General features: G+C 70.9%; 7 protein-coding genes and 1 pseudogene. 4 read left to right on the forward strand and 4 right to left on the reverse strand.

What is annotated here, in order from left to right:
* Together ACZ7GZ_RS41345 and ctaC are read right to left on the reverse strand one after the other, a co-directional pair.
* Positions 1 to 212: pseudogene (locus ACZ7GZ_RS41345) on the reverse strand (aa3-type cytochrome oxidase subunit I); the annotation flags it as partial.
* Positions 209 to 1,168, reverse strand: a complete 960-nt coding sequence (gene ctaC, locus ACZ7GZ_RS41350; protein ID WP_471032785.1) for an aa3-type cytochrome oxidase subunit II — start codon at positions 1,166 to 1,168, stop codon at positions 209 to 211. The gene ctaC and the pseudogene ACZ7GZ_RS41345, both read right to left, overlap by 4 nt.
* Positions 1,169 to 1,426: 258 nt before the next feature.
* Between ctaC and ACZ7GZ_RS41355 the strand changes: the two genes are divergently transcribed.
* On the forward strand, positions 1,427 to 2,803 hold the full coding sequence (locus ACZ7GZ_RS41355; RefSeq protein ID WP_471032788.1) for an aminotransferase class V-fold PLP-dependent enzyme: 1,377 nt from the start codon (positions 1,427 to 1,429) through the stop codon (positions 2,801 to 2,803).
* A 112-nt stretch (positions 2,804 to 2,915) separates the two neighbouring features.
* On the opposite strand, the gene ACZ7GZ_RS41360 is transcribed toward ACZ7GZ_RS41355, so the two are convergent.
* Entirely contained in the window at positions 2,916 to 3,890 is a 975-nt protein-coding gene (locus ACZ7GZ_RS41360) for a carbohydrate kinase family protein (protein WP_471032791.1), read from the reverse strand.
* 130 nt (positions 3,891 to 4,020) lie between these two features.
* On the opposite strand from ACZ7GZ_RS41360, the gene ACZ7GZ_RS41365 reads away from it, so the two are divergent.
* A complete protein-coding gene (locus ACZ7GZ_RS41365) occupies positions 4,021 to 4,230 on the forward strand; it encodes a hypothetical protein (protein WP_471032792.1) in 210 nt (69 codons plus the stop codon).
* A 101-nt stretch (positions 4,231 to 4,331) separates the two neighbouring features.
* Entirely contained in the window at positions 4,332 to 6,002 is a 1,671-nt protein-coding gene (locus ACZ7GZ_RS41370; protein WP_471032794.1) for a hypothetical protein, read from the forward strand.
* A 123-nt stretch (positions 6,003 to 6,125) separates the two neighbouring features.
* Here ACZ7GZ_RS41370 and ACZ7GZ_RS41375 read toward each other — a convergent pair whose 3' ends face one another.
* Entirely contained in the window at positions 6,126 to 6,482 is a 357-nt protein-coding gene (locus ACZ7GZ_RS41375; RefSeq protein ID WP_023551351.1) for an iron-sulfur cluster assembly accessory protein, read from the reverse strand.
* Between the two features lie 276 nt (positions 6,483 to 6,758).
* Between ACZ7GZ_RS41375 and nadA the strand changes: the two genes are divergently transcribed.
* Positions 6,759 to 7,943, forward strand: coding sequence for a quinolinate synthase NadA (nadA, locus tag ACZ7GZ_RS41380; RefSeq protein WP_471032796.1), 1,185 nt, complete (start codon positions 6,759 to 6,761; stop codon positions 7,941 to 7,943).
* Positions 7,944 to 8,065 lie beyond the last annotated feature (122 nt).

Here is an 8,065-nt window from a genome sequence, read left to right on the forward strand (position 1 = left end):
CGGGCCAGCTCGGCGCGCATCAGCAGCGCCATCACGCCACCGATCAGGAAGAACGCGAACGAGGTGACCAGATAGAGCGTGCCGATCGTCTTGTGGTCGGTGGTCGTCAGCCACTTCACCACGACGTTGCCGGGCTGCTTGCGCCTGACCGGCAGCTCGTCGGCGTAGCCTTCAGCTGCCGCGGCACCCTGGGGTTCGTTGAGGATGCTCACAGGTTGTTCGTCTCCCGGTTCTTCTCGTGGCTCGTCTGCGCGATGCCGGCGGGAATGTAACCGGTCTGCCCCTTCTTGGCGAGGTCCTGGAGGTGCTTCTGGTACGCCGCCGGGGACACGACCTTCACGTTGAACAGCATCCGGGAGTGGTCGACGCCGCACAGCTCGGCGCACTTGCCGAGGAAGGTGCCTTCGTGGTTCGGGACCACCTGGAAGGCATTGGTGTGCCCCGGGATGACGTCCTGCTTCATCAGGAACGGCACCACCCAGAAGGAGTGGATGACGTCACGGGAGGTCAGGACGAAGCGGACCGTCTTGCCCTTGGGGAGCCAGAGGGTCGGGCCGGGGTTGCCGGTCTGCGGGTTCCGCGTGCCGGGGGTACCGACGTCGTAGACACCGCCGGCGTTCGCCGGGAATTCCTTCTTGAACCGGTCCGGAATGGCGTCCAGGTTCTTGTCGGTCTTCGCGTCGCCGGAGACACCGGGGACGTTCTCGACGTAGTTGAAGCCCCAGCTCCACTGGAAGCCGACCACGTTGACCGTGACGTCGGGCTTCTTGGAGAGGTCCAGGAGCTTGGACTCGTCCCGGGCCGTGAAGTAGAAGAGCACCGAGATGATGATGATCGGGACCACCGTGTACAGAGCCTCGATCGGCATGTTGTACCGGGTCTGCGGAGGTACCTCGACCTTGGTGCGGCTGCGCCGGTGGAACATGGCGCTCCACAGGATCAGGCCCCACACCAGCACGCCGACGGCGAGCGCGGCAGCCCAGGAGCCCTGCCACAGCGAGAGGATCCGCGGAGCCTCTTCCGTGGTCGGGGTGGGCATACCAAGGCGGGGGAAGTCCTTGTATGTGCAACCGGTTGCGGTCGCCAGGACCAGGCCCGCGGTCATTGCCTGCAGCAGCTTCCGCCGCATCGGGCGCCGCGGCGAGCGGTCGGAGCCGTTGGGACTCACGTAGCGCCTTCCCGAGAGTCTCGCCCGCGCGGTCGGCTGCGGCCTTCTCGCTGGTCGGTCGCCGCCCTGCGTCGGGCAGGGGTTTGGATGTTTATGCGGACCAAACCCTAGCCGACGCCCTCCGGGGGTTCGCGGGGAGGGGGGCCTACTAACCCGGGTGGTTCGCTGGATTGGCGGCTGCGGGCCTGTTGTGGCTGGTCGCGCCGTTCCCCGCGCCCCTTTGGGACGCTGTCCTGACCGGCGGTTTAGCGTTGCCGTATGGGCTACTTTGATGCTGCTTCCGCCGTTCCCCTCCATCCCGTTGCACGTCAGGCGTTGTTGGCCTCTTTGGATGAAGGGTGGGCCGATCCCGCTCGGCTCTATCGGGAGGGGCGGAAGGCGCGGATGCTGCTTGACGCGGCTCGTGAGGCTGCCGCGGAAGCGGTTGGGTGCCGGGCCGACGAGTTGGCGTTCACGTCTTCGGGGACGCGGGCCGTCCATACCGGTGTCGCGGGAGCGTTGGCCGGAAGACGGCGGATCGGACGCCACCTGATCGTGTCGTCCGTCGAACACTCCTCCGTCCTCCATTCGGCGGAGGTGTTCGAGGCGGACGGGGGCACGGTGACCCGGGTGCCGGTGAACCGGGCGGGTGCCGTGGACCCGTCGGCGTACGACGCCGCCCTGCGCCCGGACACCGCGCTTGCCGTGCTCCAGTCGGCCAACCACGAGGTGGGGACCGTGCAGCCGGTGGGTGAGGTGGCCGAGGTCTGCCGGGCCGCCGGGGTGCCGCTGCTGGTGGACGCGGCGCAGTCCCTGGGGTGGGGCCCCGTCCAGGGTGCCTGGTCGCTGCTGACGGCCAGCGCCCACAAGTGGGGCGGACCGTCCGGGGTCGGGCTCCTCGCCGTACGCAAGGGGGTGCGGTTCGCCGCCCAAGGCCCGGTGGACGAGCGGGAGTCGGGGCGGGCGCCCGGGTTCGAGAACATCCCGGCGATCGTGGCGGCCGTGGCCTCCCTGCGGGCGGTACGGGCGCAGGCGGCCCAGGAGGCGCAACGGCTGGGGGAGCTGACGGCGCGGATCCGGGCGCGGGTGCCGGAGACCGTGCCGGATGTGGAGGTCGTCGGGGACGCCGAGCGGCGGCTGCCCGGAATCGTCACCTTCTCCTGCCTCTACGTCGACGGCGAGGCGCTGCTGCACGAGCTGGACCGGGAGGGCTTCTCGGTCTCGTCCGGTTCGTCCTGCACGAGCAGCACCCTGACGCCCAGCCATGTGCTGAGGGCGATGGGCGTGCTCAGCGAGGGGAACGTGCGCGTTTCCCTGCCGGCGGGGACGGCCGAGGAGGACGTGGAGCGGTTCCTCGGGGTGCTGCCCGGAGCCGTGGCCGGGGTCCGGGAGAAGCTGGGCGCGCCGGCGCCGGCCACACAGGCGGGCCCGGGGGAACTGGTCGTCGACTCCCTCGGCAAGCGCTGCCCGATCCCGGTCATCGAACTGGCCAAGGTGTTCGAGCAGGTGCCGGTCGGGGGGACCGTACGGGTCCTCTCCGACGACGAGGCGGCCCGCCTGGACATCCCGGCGTGGTGCGAGATGCGCGGGCAGGAGTACGTCGGGGAGGAGCCGGCGGACAGGGGAACGGCGTTCGTGGTCCGAAGGGTCTCTTGAAAGCGGCCCAAGGGCAGCGCCCCGTACGGGGCGCGGGGAACTGGGCGACCAGCCCCCGCGCGCCCGCGGCCGAGACCGGTGAACCGAGGAAGACGAGTGGTCGGAACCAGCCTCAGCCGAGGTGAGCCCGCACTTCCTCGCCGGCCTCGTCCCCGTACGCCTTCACGAACCGCTCCATGAAGTGCCCCCGCCGCAACTGGTACTCCTGCGTACCCACCGTCTCGATGACGAGGGTCGCCAGCATGCAGCCGACCTGCGCCGCCCGCTCCAGCGAGACACCCCAGGCCAGCCCCGAGAGGAACCCCGCGCGGAAGGCGTCGCCGACACCCGTGGGGTCGGCCTTGCGCTCCTCCTCCGGGCAGCCGACCTCGATCGGGTCCTCGCCGACCCGCTCGATGCGCACGCCCCGCGAGCCGAGCGTGGTGACGCGGTGGCCGACCTTGGCGAGGATCTCGGCCGCGCTCCAGCCCGTCTTGGACTCGATGAGGCCCTTCTCGTACTCGTTGGAGAACAGGTACGTCGCGCCGTCCAGCAGTATCCGGATCTCCTCGCCCTCCATCCGGGCGATCTGCTGGGAGAAGTCGGCGGCGAAGGGGATCCGGCGGGAGCGGCACTCCTCGGTGTGGCGGAGCATCGCCTCCGGGTCGTCGGCACCGATGAGGACCAGGTCGAGGCCGCCCACGCGGTCGGCGACGGTCTTCAGCTCGATGAGGCGGGCCTCGCTCATCGCGCCGGTGTAGAAGGAGCCGATCTGGTTGTGGTCGGCGTCGGTGGTGCACACGAAGCGGGCGGTGTGCAGGGTCTCGGAGATCCGGACCGACTCGGTGTCCACACCGTGCCGGTCGAGCCAGGCCCGGTACTCGTCGAAGTCGAAGCCGGCGGCACCGACCAGGACCGGCTCGGTGCCGAGCTGGCCCATGCCGAAGGCGATGTTGGCGGCGACTCCGCCGCGGCGCACGTCCAGGTTGTCGACCAGGAAGGAGAGCGAAACCGTGTGCAGCTGGTCCGCGACGAACTGGTCGGCGAAACGGCCGGGGAAGGTCATGAGGTGGTCGGTGGCGATGGAGCCGGTGACTGCGATGCGCACGACGGGGATTCTCCTGCGGGAGGCTGGGTTGACAGTTCACGCTACCCGGTCGGCCGCCGGGGCTGTAGCTGGCGAAACTACCCGATAGTAGATCTTTCTTCGCGGCCTTGAGCAGGCCTACGGTGCGTTCATGACGAACCTCAAGTGTCGCTCCGCAGCCCCGGCCGACCTCGAGGGCGACCTCGCGGCGCTGCGCGGTGACTGCGCCCGGATGGCTCCGCACTGGACGGTTCCCGAGCATGCCGAGTCCCGGCCGGTGCCGCCGTCGCTGATCCACGGGGTGAACGTGCCGGCGCGGTCCGCGCGGCTGCTGGACGCGATGTCGGACTACGGCGACTGACGCGCGGGCGCATACCGGCGGGAACCGCACGCTCCCCTCGCGCGTCCCATCGCCGTCCCCCAGGCGGGGGATGTGGGATACGACCAGCGAGGAGCGATGCGGTGAACACCGAGCGACCCGAGAACCGCGAGCAGCCCGAGGGCTCCGAGCATGCCGAGAGCGCCGGGGGCGCCGAGGGCTCCGGGAGCCAGGAGAGCTGTGAGGCGTCCGCGGACTCGGGGAACCCTGAGCCGACGACCGCGACGGCTCAGGGCACGCACAGCACGGACGACACAGACGACGAGGACGACGCACACGCAGACCACGTTGTCAGTGCTGTCGGCGCTGGTGACGCTGGTGACGCTGGTGACCCGGAGACCGACGGCGCGGACGGCGGGCGTGCCGGGCGGCGGCGGTCGCGGCTCGCCGTCGTCTCCGTAGCCGCCGCCGTGCTGCTGGTCGGCGGCGGTGGCGCCTACCTCGCGGCGGGCAGTGACACCGGGAGCCGTACGGCCGGCGACGGCGCCCCTCCCCCGCCGCTCGCGCTGGACGGCCGGAGCGGCACGGGCGGTATCGCTCCGGGCGAGCCGGACCCGTACGGGGCGGCGTACGTGACCCAGGGCGAGCTGCCGGCCGGTCCCGGTTCCGCGCCGGTGTACGTGTCGAAGGGCGAGGTCGGCAAGGACGCGGTGGCCCGGCTGGCCAAGGCGCTCGGCGTCGACGGCGCTCCGGTGGCCGAGGGGCGGATCTGGCGGGTCGGCGGCAAGGACGGCTCCGGGCCGAGCCTCCAGGTGAACCGGGAGGCGCCGGGCAGCTGGAGCTACAGCCGGTACGCGCCGGGCACCGACGACTGCGCGAAGGGTGTTCTCTGCGCACACGACCCGATGGTCCCCGCCGGCACCCCGGTGAGTGTGGCGAAGGCGACCGAGGCCGCCGCGCCGGTGCTGAAGGCGGCCGGTCTGGACGACGCGAAGATCGACGCGAGCCAGGTCATGGGCGCCCAGCGGGTGGTCAACGCCGATCCGGTGGTCGGCGGGCTGCCGACGTACGGCTGGACGACCGGCCTGACCGTGGACCGCCAGGGCGAGCTGGTCGGCGGGCACGGCCTGCTCGGCGCTCCGGTGAAGGGCGACACGTACCCCGTGCTGAGCGCCGCGAAGACGCTGAAGCTGATGAACGCGGCTCCGCGGGGCGACCACCGGATGGGGATCGGCGGCTGTGCCAGCCCGATGCCGCTGAAGGACCGGCTGGAGCAGCCCTGCGGGGCGTCCACGGGCGGGCCGCAGCAGGGAGCGGACCCGGGCACCGACACGGCCACCGTGGCCAAGGCGGTCTTCGGGCTGGCCTCGCACTCCGTCTCCGGGCGGCAGGCACTGGTGCCGTCCTGGCTGTTCGAGGTGCGGTGGCCTGCCGGCCAGGGCACGTCCACGGTTTCGTATCCGGCGGTCGATCCCCGGTATCTGGCGTCCAGGGCCACCCCGTCGGCACCGGCCGCGTCCACAGCGCCCAGGAATGTGAAGGTGACCGGCTACACGGCCGACGACCGGGTGCTGACCGTGAGCTTCTACGGCGGGGTGTGCGCCGACTACCAGGTGACGGCCAAGGAGAGCGGTGAACGGGTGACCGTGACCGTCACCGAGCATCCCCGGCCGGGCAAGGTGTGCGTGCTGATCGCCAAGGAGTACGTGAAGACCGTGCGGCTGGCTGCGCCGTTGGACGGACGCTCTGTGGTCGGTGCCGACGGCAGCCGTGTTCCGCAGGGCAAGCCGGGCGCGCTGCGGGGAGGGGCGTGACGGCCGCCGGGCGGGAGACGGCCCCGCGCCCCTGAAGGGGCGCCGCAGCCGGCGTACGACAGAGGCGGCGGCCCCTCGCCGGGGCCGCCGCCTCTCTCATGCCGTCGGACAGGATCCGTCGGCTCAGCTGAAGGAGTCGCCGCAGGCGCAGGAACCGGTCGCGTTCGGGTTGTCGATCGTGAAGCCCTGCTTCTCGATCGTGTCCACGAAGTCGACGGTGGCGCCGCCCAGGTACGGAGCGCTCATGCGGTCGGTGACGACCTTGACCCCGCCGAAGTCCTTCTCGACGTCGCCGTCGAGCGAGCGCTCGTCGAAGAAGAGCTGGTAGCGCAGGCCGGAGCAGCCGCCGGGCTGGACGGCGACACGCAGGGCGAGGTCGTCACGGCCTTCCTGGTCGAGCAGGGCCTTGACCTTGGCCGCGGCGGCGTCGGTCAGGATGATGCCGTCGGTGACGGTGGTGGTCTCGTCCGATACGGACATCTACATCTCTCCCGGGTTGTACGGAGACTGCTTGCCGACGAGTGCAACCGGCGCTTCCGCGGATTCATTCCGGGCCGGGCAGTCGCGTTGTCGCGTTTTTTGCTTCCGTCTTCATGCTCGCACATGCCCGTGCGGACCGGCAGCGCCCTGCGGAGGGACCCGGCGGGGACCCGGGCAGGATTCACGTCACATAGACGCTATGGCCATCGTCAAACTGACGTGAACCAGTTATGATAGATAGCGTCAGTTAGACGAAAAGTAGAAAGGGTGCGTGTCGTGACCACCGCCCAGACCCCGGAGTTCGACGTGCAGCCGACTCCGCTCGCCCTGCTGCTGCTCGGCCGTGAGGCCGACCCGAAGAGCGAGCGGGGCGTCGAGTGCCCCGGTGACCTGCCGTCGCCGTCCGACCCCGACCTGGTCGAGCGCGCCCGCGCGGCCAAGGAGAAGCTCGGCGACAAGGTCTTCGTGCTCGGCCACCACTACCAGCGCGACGAGGTCATCCAGTTCGCCGACGTCACGGGTGACTCCTTCAAGCTGGCCCGCGACGCGGCCGCGCGCCCGGAGGCCGAGTACATCGTCTTCTGCGGTGTGCACTTCATGGCCGAGTCGGCGGACATCCTCACCTCCGACGACCAGAAGGTCGTCCTGCCCGACCTCGCCGCCGGCTGCTCCATGGCCGACATGGCGACGGCCGAGCAGGTGGCGGAGTGCTGGGACGTGCTGACCGAGGCGGGCGTGGCCGAGCAGGTGGTGCCCGTCTCGTACATGAACTCCTCCGCGGACATCAAGGCGTTCACCGGCAAGCACGGCGGCACGATCTGCACCTCCTCCAACGCCAAGCGGGCGCTGGACTGGGCCTTCGAGCAGGGCGAGAAGGTGCTGTTCCTGCCCGACCAGCACCTGGGCCGCAACACCGCCGTCCGGGACATGGGGATGTCCCTGGACGACTGCGTGGTCTACAACCCGCACAAGCCGAACGGCGGCCTGACGGCGGACGAGCTGCGCGCGGCGAAGATGATCCTGTGGCGGGGCCACTGCTCGGTCCACGGCCGCTTCAACCTGGACTCGGTCAACGACGTGCGCGCCCGTATCCCCGGCGTGAACGTCCTGGTCCACCCCGAGTGCAAGCACGAGGTGGTCGCCGCCGCGGACTACGTCGGCTCGACGGAGTACATCATCAAGGCCCTGGAGGCGGCCCCCGCGGGCTCCAAGTGGGCCATCGGCACCGAGCTGAACCTGGTCCGGCGGCTGGCGAACCGTTTCGCGCCCGAGGGCAAGGAGATCGCCTTCCTCGACAAGACGGTCTGCTTCTGCTCGACCATGAACCGCATCGACCTGCCGCACCTGGTCTGGGCCCTGGAGTCCCTGGCCGAGGGCAACCTGGTCAACCGGATCGAGGTCGACAAGGAGACGGAGGAGTTCGCGAAGCTGGCGCTGGAGCGGATGCTCGCACTGCCGTAGGGCTTCGACAGCACGGACACCGGGGCCGGGGGGGGGGGGGGGGGGGGGGGGGGGGGGGGGGGGGGGGGGGGGGGGGGGGGGGGGGGGGGGGGGGGGGGGGGGGGGGGGGGGGGGGGGGGGGG

Source organism: Streptomyces sp. NPDC037288 (assembly GCF_055603265.1).